Source organism: Xanthomonas sp. WHRI 6108, assembly GCF_040202385.2.
GTDB lineage: Bacteria > Pseudomonadota > Gammaproteobacteria > Xanthomonadales > Xanthomonadaceae > Xanthomonas > Xanthomonas arboricola.
Map to the genome: position 1 here is coordinate 2648572 of NZ_CP168198.1, position 19304 is coordinate 2667875.

A 19304-nucleotide genomic window follows, 5' to 3' on the forward strand; every position below is an offset into this window, starting at 1 on the left:
CAACCACGCATCCGGCGTTGCGCACGTACCGTATCTTCGAGCAGCTGGCCGCCGGCGAACGGGCTCGTCCTGCACACGTTGGCGACAGCCTTAGCGTTATTCCTCCCCGCCCCTCACATGACATCGCCCATGCCCTCGCGCACTTCCCGCTGGTTTCGCCCCGCCCTGCTGCTGCTCGGCTCACTGACACTGACCGCCTGCAGCAGCGTGTTCTTTGGTGGCATCAATGCCGCCTCCAGCCGCGACGGCATTGTCGAGCACCGCGACCAGGTGTTCGATCCGGCACATGGTCTGGCCCTGGACGTCTACCAGCCGCGCGGCGCGGTGGATGCACCGGTGGTGGTGTTCTTCTATGGCGGCACCTGGAAGCACGGAACGCGCGCCAATTATCGTTGGGTCGGACGCGCGCTCGCGCGCCAGGGCGTGGTGGCAATGGTGGCCGACTACCGCAAGTATCCGCAGGTCGGCCTGCAGGGCTTCATGTCCGACGCTGCCGGCGCCACCGCCTGGAGCTATCGGCATGCGCACGACTATGGTGGCGACCCGACGCGCCTGGCGGTGATGGGCCACTCTGCAGGCGCGCATATGGCCGCGCTGCTGGGTACCGACGCACGCTGGCTGCAGGTGCAAGGCCTGCAACCCCGGCAACTGTGCGGGGTGGTGGGTCTGGCCGGGCCCTACGACTTCCTGCCGCTGACCGACCCGGAGCTGATCGAGATCTTCGGCAAGGCACCGGCCGCACAGCAACAATCGCAGCCGGTGCACTACGTCGGCGGCGACGAACCGCCAATGCTGCTGCTGCACGGCGATGCCGATCGCGTGGTCGAGCTGCAGAACAGCACCTCGTTGCAGCACGCCCTGCAACGCAAGGGCGGCACGGCCGAGTTGAAGGTCTACCCGGGCATGGGCCATCTCGGCATCGTGCTGGCGCTGCGCAAACCGCCTGAGCGCTCGCCCGTGCTGCGCGACACGCTGCAGTTCCTGCGGCAATGTCGGGCGCCTTGATGGGTCTGCGCGGTACGGGATTGGGGATTCGCCAAACCCTGGCAGGACACCGTCAAGGCACGGTGACCTGCGGCTTCCCTGCGCGCATACCGCAACGTCACTCGGCGGGCTTGCGTCCCATCAGCTCGAACGGGCCGCCCTTCTTCAGCGCGGCCTGGTACGCCGGGCGCGCTTCGATGCGCGCAAGAAACGCGCGCAGACGCGGATAGCTGTCCAGCCCGCCGCCACGTGCAGCAGCCGCCTGTACCGGGAAGCTCATCTGGATGTCGGCTGCAGTGAAGCGCTCACCGGCGAACCATTCGCTTGCCTGCAGCGACTGCTCCATCCAGTCCAGATGCAGCTTGAGCTGCGGACCGACGAAGCCGGACATGGCCTTGTCCACGATCGCACGTGCGATCGGCTTGGCGAAGAACGGCATCGGCGCACTGCGAATCCGCCCGAAGATCAGTGTCATCAGCAGCGGCGGCATTGCCGAGCCTTCGGCGTAATGCATCCAGTACCGGAACTTCAGGCGCTCCGGCGACTCCAGCGGACGCGGCGGCGGCGACAGCGCGCATTCGGTGTCGTAGCGTTCGGTCAGAAACTCCAGGATCGCGCCGGACTCGGCCACGGTCAGCTCGCCGTCGACAACCACCGGCGACTTGCCGAGCGGATGGATGGCACGCAATGCCGCCGGCGCCAGCATGGTCTTGGGATCGCGCTCGTGCCGCACGATCTGGTATGGCAGCGCCAGTTCCTCCAGCAGCCACAGCACGCGCTGGGAACGGGAATTGTTGAGATGGTGGACAGTGATCATGGAAGAGGCTGCACGCGGAAAGCGCACATGCTACCGATTGGCGTGTCGTCGCTGCGCTCACCTGAGCGGGCCGAACCGCCCGCACTCTCTATTGCACTGATCAAACCGCGCCCAATAAAAAACGCCGGTCGCTTGCGCGACCGGCGTTTTTGGCAACCTTACGGTTGCAGACGGATTAGACCGCCTGCACCTGGTCAGCCTGCATGCCCTTCTGGCCCTGCACGGCGACGAAGGTCACTTTCTGGCCTTCCTGCAGCGACTTGAAGCCGGTGCCCTGGATGGCACGGAAGTGCACGAACAGGTCCGGGCCGCTTTCCGGGGTGATGAAGCCGAAGCCCTTGGCATCGTTGAACCACTTCACGGTACCGCTCTGACGATCTGACATTTACAAACTCCTGAACTATAGATGGATAAATCGCAGCGTCCGAAAAGCCGGAGCTGAGACTGAGTTGCAGGCGTTGGTAAAGCGGAACGATGAAGCGAGATCTGTAACGATCCGGCTGCATCAGGCCACGATTCACGGTGACCCTTGCAAACACAGTGCGTGCACAGTACTCGCGTTCCCAGCAAAAAGCGACACCTTGCGTCAAATTTTTTACTGTCAGGCCGAATCCGACCACCTGTCAGGCCCCTTCCCTGTCGATTTCAGCACATGAATACGCCTCCCCTGCCGTCCCGCCCGCATATCTGGGTCGATGCCGATGCCTGCCCCGCAGTCATCCGCGACATCCTTTTCCGCGCCGCCGCACGTACCGGCACGGCGGTAACGCTGGTCGCCAATCATTTCCTGGCCACCCCTCGCCTGGCCCACGTGCGAGCGCTGCAGGTGCCTGGAGGCGCGGACGCGGCCGACGATGCCATTGCCGCACGGGTGGCCGCAGGCGACCTGGTCGTCACCCAGGACATTCCGCTGGCCGCTCGCGTACTGGAGGCGGGAGCGGCCGCCGTCAGCCCCCGTGGCGAACCGTTTACCCGCGACAGCATCAACGAGCGCCTGTCGGTCCGCGGCTTTCTGGAAGAACTGCGCGGTGCCGGCGTGGTCACCGGTGGACCGGCGGCCCTGCACCCGCGCGACCGCCAGGCATTTGCCGCCCAGCTGGACCGCTGGCTGGCCGAGATGGCGCGGCGCTGACCGCAACACGCCGGCATTGCAACGGGGGCGTATCATAAGTGCCCTTTGCAACCGGCATCCTGATGGCCCTTACCGCCACCGTCCGCAGGGCGGAACTCCAGATCAGCGACATGGACCGTGGCTACTACGCCAACCATTCGTTGACCCTGGCCCAGCACCCCTCCGAAACCGACGAGCGCCTCATGGTGCGGCTGCTGGCGTTCGCGCTGTTCGCCGACGACCGCCTGGAATTCGGTCGCGGCCTCAGCAACGAGGACGAACCCGACCTGTGGCGGCGCGACTACACCGGCGACCCGGACCTGTGGATCGACCTTGGCCAGCCGGACGAAAGCCGGGTGCGCAAGGCCTGCAATCGGTCGCGCGAGGCGGTGGTGATCGGCTATGGCGGCCAGGCCACCGAAACCTGGTGGAAGAAGCAGGCCAACGCGCTTAGCCGCCAGCGCAACCTGCGCGTGATCGAGCTGGACTCGCAGGCCACCGAGGCGCTGGGCGCGCTGATCCAGCGCGGCATGCGCTTCGACGTGATCATCCAGGACGGCGAGGTGCAGATGCTGGCCGACCACGGCAGCGTCACCCTGACCCCGATGGTGCGGCAAGCCCCGGCCGAATGAGCATGCGTTGCGACGTGCTGGTCATCGGTGCCGGCGCGGCCGGACTGATGAGCGCCTTCACCGCAGGCCGGCGCGGCCGCCAGGTGCTGGTGATCGACCATGCCAACAAGGTCGGCAAGAAGATCCTGATGTCCGGTGGCGGCCGCTGCAACTTCACCAATACCGGCACCACGCCGGGCAACTTCCTCTCGGCCAACCGCCACTTCTGCAAGTCCGCCCTCGCCCGCTACAGCCCGCTGGATTTCGTGGAGATGGTCGAGCGCCACGGCATTGCCTATCACGAGAAAGAGCTGGGCCAGCTGTTCTGCGACATCTCGTCCAAGCAGATCGTGCGCATGCTGCTGGACGAGTGCGAGGCGGCGGGCGTGCAGGTGCGTACCGACTGCAAGGTGCAATCGGTGCAGCGCGGCAGCGACGGCTTCAGCGTGGAGACCAGCCAGGGACGCGTGCAGGCGCAGTCGCTGATCGTGGCAACCGGCGGGCTGTCGATTCCGAGCATGGGCGCCAGCGGCTTCGGCTATGCCCTGGCCCAGCAGTTCGGCCACACGCTGTTGCCGACGCGTGCCGGGCTGGTGCCGCTGACCCTGAGCGGCAAGCACCAGGAACGGCTGCAGGACCTGTCCGGGCTGGCGCTACCGGTCCAGGCGCAGTGCAACGGGGTCAGCTTCCGCAACTTCATGCTGGTCACCCACCGCGGCGTCAGCGGCCCGGCCATCCTGCAGATCTCCTCGTATTGGCAGCCCGGCGACGACCTGCGCCTGGACCTGCTGCCCGGCCAGGATGCGGCGGCGTGGCTGCGCGACCAGAAAAATCAGCGCGGCGCCACCGAACTGCGCAACGTGCTGGCCGACGTGCTGCCGCGGCGGTTCGCCCAGCGCCTGTGCGAAGTGTGGTTGCCGGACAAGCCGGTCCGCCAGCTCGACCCACCGCAGTTGCAGGCCGCAGCGGACCTGCTGGCCGGCTTCCCGCTGATCGCCAGTGGAACCGAAGGCTATCGCACCGCTGAAGTAACGCTGGGAGGTGTCGATACCAACCAGGTCTCCAGTGCGAGCATGGAGTCGCGCCTGGTGGCCGGCCTGTACTTCGTCGGCGAGGTGCTGGACGTGACCGGCTGGCTGGGTGGCTACAACTTTCAATGGGCGTGGGCGTCCGGCCATGCCGCCGGAAGCGTCGCCTGAGGTCGGCTTCGACATATGGAAACGTGGCCTGAGTCTCACCCCGGATGCGGCCGTGTCCACAGACATGGACGCAGCCGAGTTCCTTCGTGTATTAAAACCCGTCGTTAGGGAAACGCGCATGCAAAAAGGCAAAGATCTCACCCTCCGCCTGATGATCGTCGACGACAGTGTCGAAAGCGCGGAGGCGATCGTGACCGCGCTGCGCAACGGCGGCATCGCAGTGCGTCCGTCGCGTCCGCAGACACCGGAAGAGCTCGCCAGCATGCTGTCGGGACAGATCGACCTGGCCCTGCACGGGCAGGCGCTGCAGATCCCGATGAGCGCGTTGCGGCAGCAGATCGCCGGCAGCGGCAAGGATATTCCGATCATCCTGCTGGCCGAGCGGATCGAGGAAAACGCGCTGGTCGAGGCGGCAGCGCATGGCATTCGCGCCATCGCGCTGCGTCATCGCCCCGAACACCTGCTGTCGCTGGTGCGCTCGGAATGGGCCGACCTGCAGGCACGCCGTGGCCTGCGCCGCATCGAGGCACAGATGCGCGAGACCGAGCGGCGCTGCGACGCCCTGATCGCCTCCTCGCGCGACCCGATCGCCTACGTGCACGAAGGCATGCACATCCGCGCCAACGAGGCGTATCTGGACATGTTCGGCTTCGAGTCGTTCGACGATGTCGAGGGCGTGTCGCTGCTGGACATGATCGCCGCCCAGTACGTCGACGATTTCAAGCAGCTGCTCAAGGCCATGTCCAAGGGTGAGCCGCCGCCGGCGCAGTACAAGGTCGACGCGCGCCGGCTCGAAGGCGACACCTTCCCGGCGACGATGGAGTTCGCCACCGCGACCTACGAAGGCGAGCCGTGCATCCAGGTGGTGTTCCGCCGTCGCGAGGAATTCGACCCGGAGCTGGCGCGCGAGGTCGAGGACCTGCGCCAGCGCGACCAGGTCACCGGCCTGCTCAACCGCCCCACCTTCATGGTGGCGCTGGAACAGGCGGTGGCGCGCGCCGGCCGCAGCGAAGGCCAGTCCGGCTTCCTGTTGATCGAGCCCGACCACTACGCGCGCCTGCTGCCCGAGATCGGCCTGGATTCGGCCGATGCGCTGATCGCCGCGCTGGCTGCGCACGTGGCCAGCGTGAGCGATGACAGCGTGGTCGCCGCACGTTTCGGCGAGCACAGCTTTGCGTTGTTGATGGACGGCAATTACGCGCGCACGCATGCACTGGCGGAGATGGTACGCGACGCCTTTGCGCAGCACGTCTTCAGCGTCGGCGCGCGTTCGGCCACGGTAACGGTGAGCATCGGCGGCGTGCAGATCGGCGAGAAGATCGCCAGCATCGGCCAGGTGCTCAACCGCGGCACCGAGGCAGTGCGCACCACCGCCGAGCTCGGCGGCAATGCGGTCAGCATCTACGACCCGGCAGCAGCCGACCGGGCTGAAGAGGAACGCATCGAGCGCTGGGTGCAGCAACTGCGCGAGGCGCTGGTCGGCGACGGCTTCCTGCTGCATTACCAGCCGGTGCTCAACCTGCAGGGCGAGCCGCTGGAGCTGTACCAGGCCTTCCTGCGGCTGGAGCGCAACGGCGAGATGATGTCGCCGAACGCCTTCATGGCGATCGCCGAAGAACATGATCTGATCACCGAGATCGACCGTTGGGTGGTGGCACGCGCGATCCGCCAGCTCGGCGAGCGGCAACGCGCGGGACACAGGACGCACCTGCTGGTACGCATCGGGCCCAACTCGTTCTCCGATCCGCAGATGATCGACATCATCCGCGAGCAGCTGGCCGTGTACGGCGTGCCGGGCGAACGGCTGTGGCTGCAGACGCCGGAATCGAAGGTGTTCACCCATCTGCGCAATGCCCAGCAGTTCCTGGCGGCGGTGTCGGCGATGGGCTGCAAGGTCGGGTTGGAACAGTTCGGCTCGGGCCTGGACTCGTTCCAGCTGCTGGCACACTTCCAGCCGGCCTTCCTCAAGCTCGATCGCGGCATCACCGGCGAGGTGGCCTCGGCGCGCGAAAGCCAGGAGAAGATCCGCGAGATCACCTCGCGCGCGCAGCCGGCCGGCATCCTCACCGTGGCCGAGTTCGTGGCCGATGCGCAGTCGATGAGCACCTTCTTCAGCGCCGGGGTGGACTATGTGCAAGGCGATTTCGTCGCCCCGACCGGGCCGTTGATGAACTACGAGTTCGGCTGAGACCTGCAGCCGTAGCGCATCACTGCCGCCGCGCTCCAGCCAACAAAAAACCCGCAGGACGCGGGTCTTTTGTTGGACGGCACCGCATCGGTGGGCGCTACCGTCTTACATCGCCGCACCATTTGCGGCGCGCAGCGCGGCGATACGCTCGGACAGCGGCGGGTGGCTCAGAAACAGCCGGCGCAACCCATCGCCACCGCCGCCGGAAATGCCGAACGCCTGCACCTGCGAAGGCAGGCTGTTCTGGCCATGGTTGAGCGACAGGCGTTCCAATGCGGCGATCATCTTGCCGCGGCCCGCCAGTTGCGCGCCACCGGCATCGGCACGGAATTCGCGGCGCCGCGAGAACCACATCGCGATCATCGTCGCGAACAGGCCAAACACCATCTCCAGCACGAACACGATGATGTAGTAGGCAAAGCCGCGGCCACCGTCGCGGTTGCCCGACATGGCGCTGTCGATGACGCCGCCGACCACGCGCGCCAGCACGATCACGAAGGTATTGAGCACGCCCTGCAGCAAGGCCATGGTGACCATGTCGCCATTGGCGACATGCGCAATTTCATGGCCCAGCACCGCCTCGGCCTCGTCCTGGCTCATGTTCTGCAGCAGCCCGGTGGACACCGCCACCAGCGCGTTGTTGCGGTTGGCGCCGGTGGCGAAGGCATTGATCTCCGGGCCGTCGTAGACCGCCACTTCCGGCATGCCGATGCCGGCCGCCTCGGCCTGGCGCCGCACCGTCGCCAGCAGCCAGCGCTCGGTCGGCGTGCGCGGCTCGCTGATCACCTGCGCGCCGGTGCTGCGCTTGGCCATGAACTTGGACAGCAGCAACGAGATGAACGAGCCGCCGAACCCGAACACGGCCGCCATCACCAGCAGGCCGCTCATCTGCGCGGGATTGACGCCCAGCACCGACATCACGATGCCGGCCAGCATCAGCACCGCAAAATTGGTCAGCAGGAACAGGAAAATGCGGTTGAACATGGTGCGACGACTCCACGCGAGCAGGATGGACTGCAGCGGATCTGCGGTCGTCAGCGCTTGAAATCAAGCGATCACCTGACCGACGATTCAGCCGATCATGCCAGCTCTCCCCTACCGCGGCCGCTTCGCACCCTCCCCGACCGGCCCGCTGCACTTCGGCTCCCTGCTGGCGGCATTCGGCAGCTGGCTGCTGGCGCGGCATGCCGGCGGTCAGTGGTGTGTGCGCATCGAAGACATCGATCCACCGCGTGCCGAACCCGGCGCCTCCGCACGCCAACTGCGCACGCTGGCCGCCTTCGGCCTGCACTCGGACTTGCCGGTGCTGTATCAATCCGGGCGCCACGCACAGTACGACGCCGCCGTCACCACCTTGCTGGAGGCGGGACTGGCGTTCGAATGCAGCTGCAGCCGGGCCGACCTTGCCGGCATGGGCGGCATCCACCACGCCTGCGTGGCGCCGCTGGGCGCCCGCCGCGCGGTGCGCCTGCGGGTGCCGCCACAGCCGCCGGTCGGTTTCGACGACGCGCTGCAGGGCCATGTGGTGCAGGACGTGCATGCCGAGGTCGGCGACGTGGTGCTGCGCCGCGCCGATGGCTACTGGGCGTACCAGCTGGCGGTGGTGGTCGACGATGCCGCGCAGGCCATCACCGATGTCGTGCGCGGCGCCGACCTGCTGGACTCCACCCCGCGCCAGTTGTTGCTGCAGCGCGCACTGGGCCTGCCGCAACCGCGCTACCTGCACCTGCCGCTGATCCTGGATCACACCGGCCGCAAGCTGTCCAAGTCGCACGCTGCGCCCGCGCTGGACGATGCCGATCCGCAACCGGCCCTGCACGCCGCCTGGGCCGTGCTGGGACAGCAGCCGGCAGCCTTGCCGCGCCGGGCGGCGCTGGACACCTTGCTGCAGCATGCGGTGCAGCATTTTTCGCCACAGCGGTTGCCCCGGCACCTGCATCTGGACGCGGACGGACGCGCATCGCAGCCCCGGCGTGACTAGAATTGCGCCCCGGCACCGGCGTCGGGCCAGGCAGCGCGCCTGTGCCCCGCCCGCCCCCAGTCTTACCTGTCCATTGGAGTCGTCATGACATCTCGCGTCGTATTGGTCACCGGCGGCACCGGCGGTATCGGCACCGCCATCTGCAAGCGCCTGGCCGACCAGGGCCACCGGGTGGCCAGCAACTTCCGCAATGCCGAAAAAGCCCAGGCGTGGCAGCAGCGCATGCAGACCCAGGGCTACGACATCGCCCTGTTCCGCGGCGATGTGGCGTCCTCCGAACATGCGCGCAGCCTGGTCGAAGACGTCCAGGCAGCGCTGGGGCCGATCGAAATACTGGTCAACAACGCCGGCATCACCCGCGACACCACCTTCCATCGCATGACTGCCGAGCAATGGCATGACGTCATCAACACCAATCTCAACTCGGTGTTCAACGTCACCCGCCCGGTGATCGAAGGCATGCGCCAGCGCGGCTGGGGACGGGTGATCCAGATCAGTTCGATCAATGGCCTGAAGGGCCAGTACGGGCAGGCCAATTACGCGGCCGCCAAGGCTGGCATGCATGGCTTCACCATTTCGCTGGCACGCGAAAATGCCGCGTTCGGAGTGACAGTCAATACCGTGTCGCCGGGGTATGTGGCCACCGACATGGTGATGGCGGTCCCGGAAGAGGTGCGCGCCAAGATCGTTGCCGACATCCCCACCGGCCGCCTGGGCCGGCCGGAAGAAATCGCCTATGCGGTGGCATTCCTGGTCGCGGAAGAGGCCGCCTGGATCACCGGCTCCAACCTGGATATCAACGGCGGCCACCACATGGGCTGGTGAGCTTTGCTGCAACTTTGCGATGCAGCATAAAAACCCTTGAAAATCATGCTGCGCAACATTTTTTATGTGTCTACTTAAGAAAATAAGGCCTTGTGGCGGTTGCAAGGGCTGCTGCGGTGCGCCATCCTGCGCGCACTATCGTTGTGAGTGAACGTTCCATGGCCGGACTTCGCATCATCAAGAAGTATCCCAATCGCCGTCTCTACGACACGGAAATTTCCAGCTACATCACCATCGAGGATGTGCGTCAGCTCATCATCGACGGCGAAGAATTCGAGGTACGCGACGCCAAGAGCGGCGAAGACCTCAGCCGCGCGGTCTTGCTGCAGATCATTGCCGACCGTGAACAGGACGGCGAGCCGATGCTGTCGACCCAGTTGCTGAGTCAGATCATCCGTTTCTACGGCGACTCGCTGCAGGGCTTCATGGGCAACTACCTGGAGCGCAGCATGCAGGTGTTCCTGGATCAGCAGCAGCAGTTCCGCCAACAGATGGGCAACCTGCTCGGGCAGACCCCGTGGGCGATGATGAACCAGCTGACCGAGCGCAACCTGGAGTTGTGGCAGGAGTTCCAGCGCAACTTTGGCGCCGGCTTCGGCCGTCCGGGCGGCCCCGGCACGCCGCCGACCCCGCCGGGTGCCAGCGGCATGGGCAGCGGCCCGATGGGCACCGGCACGCACGGCACTGCCGGCAGCGCCGGCAAGGCCCGCAACCGCGGGTAACCCACGCGCGGCGCCGGGAGCCGTGACACGCTCCGCGGCGCCACCGATCAGCGGCTTGCCTGCCCCGCGCAGGCCGAGCAGATCCGCTCCACGTGATAGCCCCGTGCGCGCAGACGCTCCACCACGCCATTGCTTCCCAGCAGGTGCAGCGCACCGACCACCACTAGCGTGGTCCCGCTGCCTTTGCCGAGCCGCTGCTCCAGCCGCGGCACCCAGCGCGCATTGCGCTCGACATTGATGTCCTGGTACAGCGCCGGGTAGTGCTGCCGCATTTCTTCGGCCATCTGCGTGGACAGGGTACGCACATCGCCACTGCGCCAGGCCGCGTGCAGCTCACGTAGCTGATCGTTGGCGCCGGCATCGTCCAGCGATTCCTCCAGCAGCTGATGCTGTTCGGTGGGCGACATGCCATCGAGCAAGGCAATCTGCTCTTCGGCACGCTCCAGCCCATCGGCCGGTTTGCCACCGGCCTGTGCCTGCGCCATCAGGTAATGGTCCAGACCGGCGTTCGGATCCATTCCTTGCCGGCTCATCTCCGCCAGACTGATCGTCAGCGCCACGAACCAGGGTTCCAGGGTCTGCAGGCTGTCCACCGGCATCCCGTGTTTGCGGGCGTAGGTGGTCAGCGCCTGCCAGGTCTTCGGATCCAGTGCGTCCTGGAGGCGACGCCCGTCGCTGCGCCGCGCCGCCTGCAGCATGCGGCCGGCCAGTTCGGGCGATTGCGCATCGGAGGGCGGCAGTTCGAACACCAGCCGGTCGGCCTTGGCAAAGGCCTGCATCACATCCGGCGACAACGGGTAATCGCTGGGCTTGAGCACATGAAACGAACCCAGCAGATACAGCGTGCCGCCCTTGCCATCCACCTTCCACAACAGCGGCACCGGCGGACCGGCCGGCGCATCGCTGCCGGCGCGCGCCCAGGTCGGCGCGACCGCTCCGCTCCATAACGCCAGAGCGATGACCGCACTGCTGGACCAGGCTATCAACCGGGCGCGCATGCTTGCCTTCACCACGTTGGTCTCCACGTCAGTGCGGCACCTTGTAGGTCTTCTCGCCGGCCGACACCGCCAGGTCGATGCGGTTTTCCGGCGGCGGCAGCGGACAGGTCGCAAACGGGGTGAACGCGCACGGCGGGTTGTAGGCACGGTTGAAATCGACGACCACATGCCCGGAGGCGTCGGGCACGTCCAGGTCGAGAAAGCGCCCGGCCGGATAGCTGCCGTGCCCACTGGTGCGGTCGGCGAACACCACGAACATCGGCCGCCCGGGTTCGCCGATGGTCTCCAGCCGGTACGCCTTGCCATCGCGCTCGAAGGTGATTGCCCCGGCGTTGGGTTGTTCGCTGCTGATGCCGACGATGTCCACGATCGGAATGGTCTTGCCGACATCGTTGGGCACATAGCGCGCGCTAATGCGCCAGGACGGATTGACCGGCCAGTAGTCCAGACCGGCGAAGTGGCTGCGCGATGGCGCGTCGGCATGCTTGACCCGCAGCGCGTTGCGGTCGCCGCGATGGATCAGGCTCAACACGCCCTTGCCGTCATCGAAATGGATGAAGGTCGGCTGCGGGTCGCGATCGGACTGGAAGCGGATCCTGCCGGTCAGCGGCTTGCCATCGACGGTCAATGCTGCGCCGCGCTCGGGCACGAACCAGACCGTATCGGCCTCGGTCGCGACCATGCCCATCTTGGGTGGCCCGACCGCCAGCCTGATGCCGCTGTCGGCACTGCTGCCGATGTAATGCGCCTTCAGCGACAGCCAGTGCAGGCCGACCAGGCTGGTCCAGCCATCGGGCGCGCGCAACTCGGTCAGTCGCGCTTCGCGCCAGGCCGCGTTGTCGGCCAGGAAGGCCTTGTCGAGTGCGGCCGGTGCTGCCGGTGGCGGTGCATCCTTGCCGCAGCCGGCCAGCGCCGCACACACCAGCATGCCGAGCAGCCAGCGGTTCCCCATGTGCAATACAGCCATCAGCGCCCCCTCAGGAACCAGCGATCGATTTCGCCCAGCGTAAACCGTGCCCAGGTCGGTCGGCCATGGTTGCATTGGCCCGAGCGCTCGGTGACTTCCATATCGCGCAGCAATGCGTTCATTTCCGGCACGGTCAGGCGCCGGTTCGCGCGCACCGCGCCGTGGCACGCCATCGTGGAGAGCAGTTCGTCGCGCGCACCGGCAATGCGCCGGCTCTGGCCATGCTCGCGCAGATCGCCGAGCACATCGCGCAACAACGCCTCCGGATCGGCATTGGCAAGCAGCGCGGGAATGCTGCGCACATGCAGCGACTGCGGGCCGGCGCGGGTGATCTCGAAGCCCAGGCTGGCCAGCGTGTCGGCCTCGCGCTCGGCGGTGTCGGCCTCGCGCTCGCCCACCGCCAGCGTCATCGGCACCAGCAGCGGTTGTGCGTGCAGGCCGATACTGTCGTGCGCGTTCTTGAGCCGCTCGTAGCCGATACGTTCGTGCGCGGCATGCATGTCCACCACGATCAGGCCTTCGGCGTTCTCGGCCAGGATGTAGATGCCGTGCAACTGCGCGACGGCATACCCCAGCGGCGGCACGCCACTGTCCGCGGCAGTCGCCGGCAGGCCCATCCCGCTGCCCTCCGGCAAGGCGGCAGACTGCTGCTGCGCGCCACTGGACGGCGGCGCATACAGCGCGCTGTAGGCCGCACGCGCCTCGTCCACGCGCAGGCCCAGTGGAGTCTGCGATGGCGTCCACTGACCATAGCCGGCACCGCCGCCTCCGCCTCCGCCTCCGCCACCGTAGTTTGGTCGGTCGAGCATGCCGCCCGGCGCCGCAACCGTGTCGCTGGCGCCCTCGGTGCCGAGGCTGTTGGGCATCGCACCGGCACGCGTATGCGCCAGCGCGTCCTGCAAGGTGCGGTAGACGAAGTCGTGGATCAGCCGCGCCTCACGGAAACGCACCTCGTGCTTGGCCGGATGCACGTTGACGTCCACGCGCGCCGGATCCAGTTCCAGGAACAGTACGTAGGCCGGCTGGCGCCCATGGAACAGCACATCGCCATAGGCCATCTTGACCGCGTGCGCGACGCTGCGATCGCGCACCGAGCGGCCATTGACGTAGAGATACTGCTGGTCGGTACTGGCGCGCGAGTAATGCGGCTGCGCGACCCAGCCATGCAGCCGCAGGCCGGCGCCACTGTGATCGACGCGCAAGGCCTGCCGCGCGAAATCCTCGCCCAGGGTTTCGCCCAGCCGCGCATCCGAATACAGATCGCCCGGCTTGTAGCGACGCGACGGTTTGCCGTTGTGCGAGACCCGCAATTCCACGTCCGGGCGCGCCAACGCCAACGAGCGCAGCCATTCTTCGATATGCCCCAGCTCGGTGCGCTCGGCACGCAGGAACTTGCGCCGCGCCGGCACGTTGAAGAACAGCTCGCGCACTTCGACCGTGGTGCCGGGCGCATGCGCGCGTGGCATCACCTCGCTCAGGCGCCCGCCATCGATCTCCAGTGCGGAGCCATGTTCGGCATCGTGGCGCCGCGAGATCAGCGTGAAACGGCTGACCGAGGCGATCGACGGCAGGGCTTCGCCGCGGAATCCGAGCGTGGCCACGGTCTCCAGATCGTCCAGCGATGCGATCTTGCTGGTGGCATGCCGCGACACCGCCAGCGGCAGTTCGTCGGGGGCAATGCCGCCACCGTTGTCGCGGATACGGATCAGCCGCACGCCGCCCTCTTCCAGCTCGATATCCACGCGGGTGGCGCCAGCATCGAGTGCGTTTTCGACCAGTTCCTTGACCACCGACGCAGGCCGCTCGACGACTTCGCCGGCAGCAATCTGGTTGATCAGGATCTCGGGGAGCTGACGGATCGCCATCAGCACAGGCGCTCGCACTGGACGCAGACTGCAGAGCGCATCGGGGGTGTCACAGGCAAGACAGAGGTCGGCACGGCAATCCGGCGGCGCGCAGGCGCCGTCATCAAGGAATCAGTGCGGAATGATAGCCGAGCGGCTCAGCGGCTGCCGCCGGCCACGGTGCCAGCGCTGGCATCGGCTTCGGCTTGTGCGCGCGCGGCAAACAGGGTGCCCGGCGGCGGCTGGCGGGTGAAGAAGGTATCGATGCCATCCAGCACGGCCGAGGCGATCTTGCGCTGGTAGGCCGGGTCGATCAGCCGGCGCTCTTCGTCCGGATTGGAAATGAAGGCGGTTTCCACCAGCATCGCCGGCATGTCGGAGGTACGCAGCACCGCAAAGTTGGCGCGCTCCAGCTGCGGCTTGTGATTGTTGCCGATCCGCTTGAGGCCGCCGAGCACGTGCCCTGCCGCATCTTCGGAGGCCTTCATGTGGCCACTCTGCGCCAGGTCCAGCAACACGTTGGCCAGCGTGCTTTCGGTCTGCTGCAGACGCACGCCGCCGACCAGGTCGGCGGCATTTTCCTTGTCGGCCAGCCAGCGCGCGCGCTGCGAGGAGGCGCCCTTGGTCGACAGTACATAGACCGACGAGCCGGTCGCACTGCGGTTTTCGGCAGCGTCGGCGTGTATGGAGATGAAGATGTCGGCCTTGGCGGCGCGTGCCTTCTGCGCGCGCATCGGCAGCGGAATGAACACGTCGGTATCGCGCGTCAGGTAGGCCTTCATGCCGGGCGTGGCATTGATCTGGCGCGCCAGTTCGCGGCCGACTGCCAGGGTGACGTCTTTTTCGCGCTTGCCGGTGGGGCCCATGGCGCCAGGATCCTGGCCGCCGTGTCCCGGATCGATGGCCACGATCAGCGGCCGCATGCCCGGTGCCATCTTGATCCGCGAGGCCTCGCTGGGCAGCACCGGACGCGGCGGCAGGTCATCGCTGTCCGCCGAGGCCATACTGCCGGCAGCCGCATTCGGCATGGCAGCCATGGCATTGGCGGATGCAGCACCCAGCGGCGCGCTGCCGCCATTCAAGATCGCAGCCGGCGATGCGGCGTTGCCTGGCAGTGCCGAGCCGGGCGCGGCACCGGCGGTGGAGACGGTGACGCGGTTCGGGGTGCCGGCGGTGCTTGCGGGCGTGGCCGTGCTGGTCGTCACCGCGGTCGTGGCGGTGCCTGGACGCGGTGTCGGCACGCCGGTGGCGACCGTGGTCGGTACCGGTGCCGGAGTCACGCTGGGCATGGCCGAGGCAGGCACGTACGGTGCGGGCGCCGGAGCAGGCGGCACCACCGACGCACGCTGCGCGGACGCCGCCAACGCAGCGGTTGCGCGGGCGGCTTCCGATTGTGCATTGGCCGGGCGCGGCGGCGGCGCGGCAGGCGCGGCGGTGGTGGCCACCGTGCCGGCAGCCGGCGGATCGCCCGGCCACTCGATCACCAGGGTGGATGCACTACCCAGCGTCTGCATCTGCGGCTTCAACGGCGTCACCGGCGTTGCCAGCTCGAATACCACCCGAAAGGTGCCCGGCACCGGTTGACCGGTACGCACCGACGTCACCAGGCCGGCAGCCGGCGGCAGCTTGAGGCCACGCACACCCGAGGAATCAGGAAAGTCCACCACCAGCCGATTGGGGTTGGCCAGCGACAGCGTCTTGAATCCGCCGCTACCGGCGAGCTGGATCTCCGCGCGCGTGCCGGTGGCACCGGTGCTGACGCCTACGCCCTTGATTTCGCCGGCCCACGCAGCAAAAACCGCCAGGCTGAGGCTGGCGGTCACGGTGGAAACACAGAACTGGCGGAACCCCGGTGTCATGGCGCTGGATTCAATCACCCAAACGTGGGAATTGCAAGGTGATTTCCCTTAATAATCCACAACCTGGCGTTCATTCTTCCTGTGAGCTGGCACAAAGGGACTGCAACTGAGGCAAGTCCGACAGCCGCCTCAGCCAGTCGCGGCCGGTTTCGCTGCGGCCCAGCAACATCACGCTGCGCCCCTCGCCGTCGACTGCCAGTTCCACGTCCAGATCCACCGGCGGCAATGCACCAGCGCCGCGTTCCGGCCATTCGACCAGCCACAGGCTGGCGCTGCCTTCGTCGAGCCCGAGAAAATCCAGTTCCCCGGCCTGCCCGATGCGGTACAGATCCAGGTGCCAGGCCTCGTCGCCAGTGCCGAGCGGATAGCGCTCGACCAGCGTGTAGGTGGGGCTGCGAATCGGCCCGGTGACGCCGAGTGCGCGCAGCAGGGCGCGCGCCAGCGTGGACTTGCCGGCGCCGAGATCGCCGTGCAGTTGCACCATCGCGCGGGTGGGCCGCACCGCGGCCAGGGCATGCCCCAGGGTTTCGGTGGCCTGCGCATCGACCAGGTGTGCGCTGAGTTGGCTCATGCAATGGCTCCGGCATTGGCGAGGCGGCGCAGTTCGGGCAGCAGATCGGTCGGCAGCAGGCCGCGCTCGCCCGCGCGCGCAGCTGCATCGCCGGCACAGGCATGCAACAAGGCGCCCAAGCTGGCGGCATCGAAGGGCGACCAGCCCTGGGCCAGCAAGGCCGCGATCACGCCAGTCAGCAGGTCGCCCATGCCGCCGACCGCCATGCCCGGATTGCCGGCATCGATGATGCGCGGCACTGCGTGCGGCGCGGCGATCACGCTGCCGGCGCCCTTGAGCACCACCACTGCATCGAAACGTTTGGCCAAGGCGTCTGCGGCAGCCAGTCGATCCTGCTGAACCTGCCTGGTCGACATCCCCAGCAGACGTCCAGCCTCGCCGGGATGCGGGGTCATCACGCGCGGGCCGCGCGCCGGCATCGGGTTGGCAGCCAGCAGATTCAGGCCATCTGCATCGATGACGAGAGCGCTGTCCAAGGCCAGCACCGCGCGCCACAACTGCTGCGCCCAGGCGTCCTGCCCCAGGCCCGGACCCAGCGCGACGACGTCGGCGGCGTCAGCCAACGCGGCGATGTCCTCGTCAGCCGGCACCGCACGCACCATCGCTTCCGGGCAACGCGCCAGCAGCGGCGCGACGTGCTCGGCGCGGGTGGCGACCTGCACCAGCCCTGCCCCGCTGCGCAGGGCCGCTTCGGCGGTGAGCATGATCGCGCCGCCGCTGCCGAGGTTGCCGCCGACGCATAGCACGCGACCGGACTCGCCCTTGTGCGTATTGCGTCGCCGCGGGCGCAACTGCGCGGCCAGGGCGTCGATGTCCCAGCTGTGCGCGGCCGGCGCCAGGCCGTCGAATGCGGCATCCGGCACGTCCAGCGACGCGGTTGCGCGCGTGCCGGCATGCTCCAGCGCATCGCCGGTATAGAGCCCCAGGTGCGGCACGATGAACTGCAAAGTAGCCTCTGCGCGCACCGCGGCACCGAAGGACACGCCATGATCGGCATCGATGCCGCTGGGCACATCCAGTGCGAGCACCGGCACACCGGCGGCGTTGATGGCGTCGATCAAGGCGGTGGTCTCGGCGTCGGGCGCGCGGTTGAGGCCGATGCCGAACAGCGCATCGACGATCACATCGGCCTGCGCCAGCGGCGAGGGAAACAGCTCGATCGCGCCGCCCACGCCCAGATAGTCGGTACAGGCGCGCTGCGCCAGCGGCGATGCCGGGCCGTGCTCGGCAAGATGCACCACCTGCACCTGGCGCCCGGCCCGCTGCGCCAGGCGTGCCAGCACATAGCCATCGCCGCCGTTGTTGCCGGTGCCGCAGACCACCACGATGCGGCGCGCCTGCGGCCAGCGTTCCAGCAGATGCTGCCAGGCGGCCTGCCCGGCGCGCTGCATCAAGATGTAGCCGTCGCCGCCGAGCAGCGTGGTGGCCTGCGTGTCCAGCCTGCGCGCGGCAGCGGTGTCGTAAAGATCGAGCGGTGCGTACATGCCGGGAATTCTATACTTGTCGCCATGTCTGCCGTCCTTGCCCGCCCCGACCCCAACGACGCTGCCGCGCGCATCCGTGCGCTCGCGCGCGAGGCGGGCTTCCAACGCTGTGGCATCACCGGCATCGAGCTCGGCGAAGACGAGGCGCATCTGCGCAGCTGGCTGGAAGAAGGCCTGTACGGAACGATGCACTGGATGGCCCAGCACGGCGACAAGCGTTCGCGCCCGCAGGAGCTGGTGCCGGGCACCTTGCGCGTGCTGTCGGTGGGCATGGACTACGGCCGCAAGGACGACACTGAGGCCTGGAACACCTTGCACGACGGCCGCCGCGCCTACGTGGCACGCTATGCGCTGGGGCGCGATTACCACAAGCTGATGCGCAACCGGCTGCAGAAACTGGCCGAGCGTATCCAGGGCGAAGTCGGCGCGTTCGGCTATCGGGTCTTCGTGGATTCGGCACCGGTGCTGGAGCGCGCACTGGCGCGCAATGCCGGGCTGGGCTGGATCGGCAAACACACCTGCCTGATCGATCGCAATGGCGGCTCATGGTTCTTCCTGGGCGAGATCTACCTCGATCTGCCCTTGCCCATCGACACCCCGGCCACTGCGCATTGCGGCACCTGCACGCGCTGCATCGACGTCTGCCCGACCCAGGCCATCATCGCCCCGTACCGGCTGGATGCGCGCCGCTGCATCGCCTATCTCACCATCGAACACGACGGCGCGATTCCCGAGCAGATGCGCAAGCCGATCGGCAACCGCATCTTCGGTTGCGACGACTGCCAGCTGGTCTGCCCGTGGAACAAGTTCGCCCAGCGCACCGACGAAGCCGATTTCCGCGCCCGCAACGAGCTGGATGTGGCGACGCTGCCGCAGCTGTTCGCCTGGGACGAAGACGAGTTCCTGCGCCGCACCGAAGGCAGCCCGATCCGTCGCAGTGGCCATCAGCGGTGGCTGCGCAACATCGCGGTCGGCCTGGGCAATGCGCCCGGTACGCCGGAGGTGTTGGCGGCGCTGCAAGCGCGCCGCCACGACGCCTCGGAGCTGGTGCGCGAACACGTGGGTTGGGCGCTGGCGCAACACGGCTTGTGAGGTCCCGCCCGATGCGCTCACGCATGCGCATCGCCGCTGCGGGATAATGCG

At 67.4% G+C, this 19304-nt stretch carries 18 protein-coding genes; 9 read left to right on the top strand and 9 right to left on the bottom strand.

Going from position 1 to position 19304, the window contains the following annotated elements; genetic code table 11:
* The first annotated feature begins 129 nt into the window (after positions 1 to 129).
* On the top strand, positions 130 to 1005 hold the full coding sequence (locus tag ABQ039_RS11125) for an alpha/beta hydrolase (RefSeq protein WP_104568351.1): 876 nt from the start codon (positions 130 to 132) through the stop codon (positions 1003 to 1005).
* A 97-nt stretch (positions 1006 to 1102) separates the two neighbouring features.
* Here ABQ039_RS11125 and ABQ039_RS11130 read toward each other — a convergent pair whose 3' ends face one another.
* Positions 1103 to 1801: a glutathione S-transferase gene (locus tag ABQ039_RS11130; RefSeq protein ID WP_184378309.1), complete on the bottom strand. Its 699-nt coding sequence runs from the start codon at positions 1799 to 1801 to the stop codon at positions 1103 to 1105.
* A 175-nt stretch (positions 1802 to 1976) separates the two neighbouring features.
* Positions 1977 to 2186, bottom strand: coding sequence for a cold-shock protein (locus ABQ039_RS11135; protein WP_006451993.1), 210 nt, complete (start codon positions 2184 to 2186; stop codon positions 1977 to 1979).
* A gap of 267 nt (positions 2187 to 2453) precedes the next feature.
* Between ABQ039_RS11135 and ABQ039_RS11140 the strand changes: the two genes are divergently transcribed.
* The 4 genes from ABQ039_RS11140 (at position 2454) to ABQ039_RS11155 (ending at position 6910) form a co-directional block, all read left to right on the top strand.
* The gene (locus ABQ039_RS11140; RefSeq protein WP_184551120.1) at positions 2454 to 2933 is read left to right on the top strand and encodes a YaiI/YqxD family protein; all 480 of its coding nucleotides are present in this window, start codon (positions 2454 to 2456) and stop codon (positions 2931 to 2933) included.
* 62 nt (positions 2934 to 2995) lie between these two features.
* Positions 2996 to 3544, top strand: coding sequence for a YaeQ family protein (locus ABQ039_RS11145; protein ID WP_024939301.1), 549 nt, complete (start codon positions 2996 to 2998; stop codon positions 3542 to 3544).
* Positions 3541 to 4722 (top strand): NAD(P)/FAD-dependent oxidoreductase, encoded by a 1182-nt coding sequence (locus ABQ039_RS11150; protein WP_349777750.1) that lies wholly within the window; start codon positions 3541 to 3543, stop codon positions 4720 to 4722. The genes ABQ039_RS11145 and ABQ039_RS11150 overlap by 4 nt, the downstream gene beginning before the upstream one ends.
* A 118-nt stretch (positions 4723 to 4840) precedes the next feature.
* The gene (locus ABQ039_RS11155) at positions 4841 to 6910 is read left to right on the top strand and encodes an EAL domain-containing protein (RefSeq protein ID WP_349777749.1); all 2070 of its coding nucleotides are present in this window, start codon (positions 4841 to 4843) and stop codon (positions 6908 to 6910) included.
* Between the two features lie 105 nt (positions 6911 to 7015).
* On the opposite strand, the gene htpX is transcribed toward ABQ039_RS11155, so the two are convergent.
* Positions 7016 to 7894 (bottom strand): protease HtpX, encoded by an 879-nt coding sequence (gene htpX, locus ABQ039_RS11160; RefSeq protein WP_039516150.1) that lies wholly within the window; start codon positions 7892 to 7894, stop codon positions 7016 to 7018.
* Positions 7895 to 7991: 97 nt separating this feature from the next.
* Between htpX and gluQRS the strand changes: the two genes are divergently transcribed.
* The 3 genes from gluQRS (at position 7992) to phaR (ending at position 10438) form a co-directional block, all read left to right on the top strand.
* The gene (gene gluQRS / locus ABQ039_RS11165; protein WP_104568348.1) at positions 7992 to 8891 is read left to right on the top strand and encodes a tRNA glutamyl-Q(34) synthetase GluQRS; all 900 of its coding nucleotides are present in this window, start codon (positions 7992 to 7994) and stop codon (positions 8889 to 8891) included.
* A gap of 84 nt (positions 8892 to 8975) precedes the next feature.
* A complete protein-coding gene (locus ABQ039_RS11170) occupies positions 8976 to 9716 on the top strand; it encodes a beta-ketoacyl-ACP reductase (RefSeq protein WP_024939297.1) in 741 nt (246 codons plus the stop codon).
* Positions 9717 to 9874: 158 nt separating this feature from the next.
* Positions 9875 to 10438 (top strand): polyhydroxyalkanoate synthesis repressor PhaR, encoded by a 564-nt coding sequence (gene phaR, locus ABQ039_RS11175; RefSeq protein WP_024939296.1) that lies wholly within the window; start codon positions 9875 to 9877, stop codon positions 10436 to 10438.
* Positions 10439 to 10485: 47 nt separating this feature from the next.
* On the opposite strand, the gene ABQ039_RS11180 is transcribed toward phaR, so the two are convergent.
* The 6 genes from ABQ039_RS11180 to ABQ039_RS11205 form a co-directional block, all read right to left on the bottom strand.
* The gene (locus ABQ039_RS11180; RefSeq protein WP_349777748.1) at positions 10486 to 11436 is read right to left on the bottom strand and encodes a TraB/GumN family protein; all 951 of its coding nucleotides are present in this window, start codon (positions 11434 to 11436) and stop codon (positions 10486 to 10488) included.
* A gap of 28 nt (positions 11437 to 11464) precedes the next feature.
* Positions 11465 to 12403, bottom strand: a complete 939-nt coding sequence (locus ABQ039_RS11185) for a DUF1684 domain-containing protein (RefSeq protein ID WP_349777747.1) — start codon at positions 12401 to 12403, stop codon at positions 11465 to 11467.
* Entirely contained in the window at positions 12403 to 14268 is a 1866-nt protein-coding gene (mutL, locus tag ABQ039_RS11190; protein WP_349777746.1) for a DNA mismatch repair endonuclease MutL, read from the bottom strand. Before mutL ends, ABQ039_RS11185 begins: the two co-directional genes overlap by 1 nt.
* 137 nt (positions 14269 to 14405) lie before the next feature.
* A complete protein-coding gene (locus ABQ039_RS11195) occupies positions 14406 to 16106 on the bottom strand; it encodes an N-acetylmuramoyl-L-alanine amidase (protein ID WP_104593289.1) in 1701 nt (566 codons plus the stop codon).
* Positions 16107 to 16176: 70 nt separating this feature from the next.
* Complete coding sequence (gene tsaE / locus ABQ039_RS11200) at positions 16177 to 16677, bottom strand: tRNA (adenosine(37)-N6)-threonylcarbamoyltransferase complex ATPase subunit type 1 TsaE (RefSeq protein ID WP_349777745.1); 501 nt, start codon at positions 16675 to 16677, stop codon at positions 16177 to 16179.
* Positions 16674 to 18161 (bottom strand): NAD(P)H-hydrate dehydratase, encoded by a 1488-nt coding sequence (locus tag ABQ039_RS11205; protein WP_349777744.1) that lies wholly within the window; start codon positions 18159 to 18161, stop codon positions 16674 to 16676. The genes tsaE and ABQ039_RS11205 overlap by 4 nt, the downstream gene beginning before the upstream one ends.
* Positions 18162 to 18185: 24 nt before the next feature.
* Between ABQ039_RS11205 and queG the strand changes: the two genes are divergently transcribed.
* Positions 18186 to 19253: a tRNA epoxyqueuosine(34) reductase QueG gene (queG, locus tag ABQ039_RS11210; RefSeq protein ID WP_126966064.1), complete on the top strand. Its 1068-nt coding sequence runs from the start codon at positions 18186 to 18188 to the stop codon at positions 19251 to 19253.
* The last annotated feature ends 51 nt before the right edge of the window (positions 19254 to 19304 follow it).

What these genes read in the sequence shown, in the direction of transcription:
- ABQ039_RS11185 (WP_349777747.1), bottom strand. Translation starts at nt 12,403, where the DNA reads ATGGCTGTATTGCACATGGGGAACCGCTGGCTGCTCGGCATGCTGGTG.
- phaR (WP_024939296.1), top strand. Translation starts at nt 9,875, where the DNA reads ATGGCCGGACTTCGCATCATCAAGAAGTATCCCAATCGCCGTCTCTAC.
- ABQ039_RS11170 (WP_024939297.1), top strand. Translation starts at nt 8,976, where the DNA reads ATGACATCTCGCGTCGTATTGGTCACCGGCGGCACCGGCGGTATCGGC.
- ABQ039_RS11135 (WP_006451993.1), bottom strand. Translation starts at nt 2,186, where the DNA reads ATGTCAGATCGTCAGAGCGGTACCGTGAAGTGGTTCAACGATGCCAAG.
- queG (WP_126966064.1), top strand. Translation starts at nt 18,186, where the DNA reads ATGTCTGCCGTCCTTGCCCGCCCCGACCCCAACGACGCTGCCGCGCGC.
- tsaE (WP_349777745.1), bottom strand. Translation starts at nt 16,677, where the DNA reads ATGAGCCAACTCAGCGCACACCTGGTCGATGCGCAGGCCACCGAAACC.
- gluQRS (WP_104568348.1), top strand. Translation starts at nt 7,992, where the DNA reads ATGCCAGCTCTCCCCTACCGCGGCCGCTTCGCACCCTCCCCGACCGGC.
- ABQ039_RS11140 (WP_184551120.1), top strand. Translation starts at nt 2,454, where the DNA reads ATGAATACGCCTCCCCTGCCGTCCCGCCCGCATATCTGGGTCGATGCC.
- ABQ039_RS11145 (WP_024939301.1), top strand. Translation starts at nt 2,996, where the DNA reads ATGGCCCTTACCGCCACCGTCCGCAGGGCGGAACTCCAGATCAGCGAC.
- ABQ039_RS11130 (WP_184378309.1), bottom strand. Translation starts at nt 1,801, where the DNA reads ATGATCACTGTCCACCATCTCAACAATTCCCGTTCCCAGCGCGTGCTG.
- ABQ039_RS11150 (WP_349777750.1), top strand. Translation starts at nt 3,541, where the DNA reads ATGAGCATGCGTTGCGACGTGCTGGTCATCGGTGCCGGCGCGGCCGGA.
- ABQ039_RS11155 (WP_349777749.1), top strand. Translation starts at nt 4,841, where the DNA reads ATGCAAAAAGGCAAAGATCTCACCCTCCGCCTGATGATCGTCGACGAC.
- ABQ039_RS11205 (WP_349777744.1), bottom strand. Translation starts at nt 18,161, where the DNA reads ATGTACGCACCGCTCGATCTTTACGACACCGCTGCCGCGCGCAGGCTG.
- htpX (WP_039516150.1), bottom strand. Translation starts at nt 7,894, where the DNA reads ATGTTCAACCGCATTTTCCTGTTCCTGCTGACCAATTTTGCGGTGCTG.
- ABQ039_RS11125 (WP_104568351.1), top strand. Translation starts at nt 130, where the DNA reads ATGCCCTCGCGCACTTCCCGCTGGTTTCGCCCCGCCCTGCTGCTGCTC.
- ABQ039_RS11180 (WP_349777748.1), bottom strand. Translation starts at nt 11,436, where the DNA reads ATGCGCGCCCGGTTGATAGCCTGGTCCAGCAGTGCGGTCATCGCTCTG.
- mutL (WP_349777746.1), bottom strand. Translation starts at nt 14,268, where the DNA reads ATGGCGATCCGTCAGCTCCCCGAGATCCTGATCAACCAGATTGCTGCC.
- ABQ039_RS11195 (WP_104593289.1), bottom strand. Translation starts at nt 16,106, where the DNA reads ATGACACCGGGGTTCCGCCAGTTCTGTGTTTCCACCGTGACCGCCAGC.